Origin of the sequence: Corallococcus sp. AB049A (genome assembly GCF_003668885.1) — a bacterium.
GTDB classification, from domain to species: Bacteria; Myxococcota; Myxococcia; order Myxococcales; family Myxococcaceae; genus Corallococcus; species Corallococcus interemptor.
In genome coordinates this window covers 1-402 of sequence record NZ_RAWL01001362.1, presented here as the reverse complement: position 1 = coordinate 402, position 402 = coordinate 1, and the positions used below count along the sequence as shown (strand labels likewise).

The 402-nt window shown below is 69.9% G+C and carries 1 protein-coding gene; it reads right to left on the bottom strand.

The annotated features are described in order from the left end of the window. A partial coding sequence (locus tag D7X55_RS47225; protein ID WP_199747483.1) for a S4 domain-containing protein occupies positions 1-402 on the bottom strand: 402 nt, incomplete at both ends.

Sequence of the window (402 nt, the reverse complement as noted above, 5' to 3'; positions counted from 1 at the left end):
GTTGCGCTGCAGGTGGGCCAGCGTGGCCGGATCCTGGCTGACCACCACCAGCCCGCTGTCGCTGGCCGGCAGCGAGGCGGCCAGCTGCAGGCCGTGGAAGTGACGCTGCAACGGGCGGAGGTCGCTGGCATCAAGTTCGCTGCGGCTGTCACTGCTGACCAGGGCACACAGGGTTTCGGCGGCGACACCGGCCGGCTTGTGCAGCAGCATGCTGACCCGCTCGGCCTTTTCATCGCTGGCCTGTTCGGCCACCACGATCACCGCGCTGCCATCGACCGGGCGCTGCGGCTGTTCCACCACGTCGCCGTGGACCGTGACCCAGCCGCCTTCGATGTAGCGCCGCGCTTCGCCGCGCGGGATGCCGAGCAGGGCGGACAGGCGTTTGTCGAGACGGATCGGTTC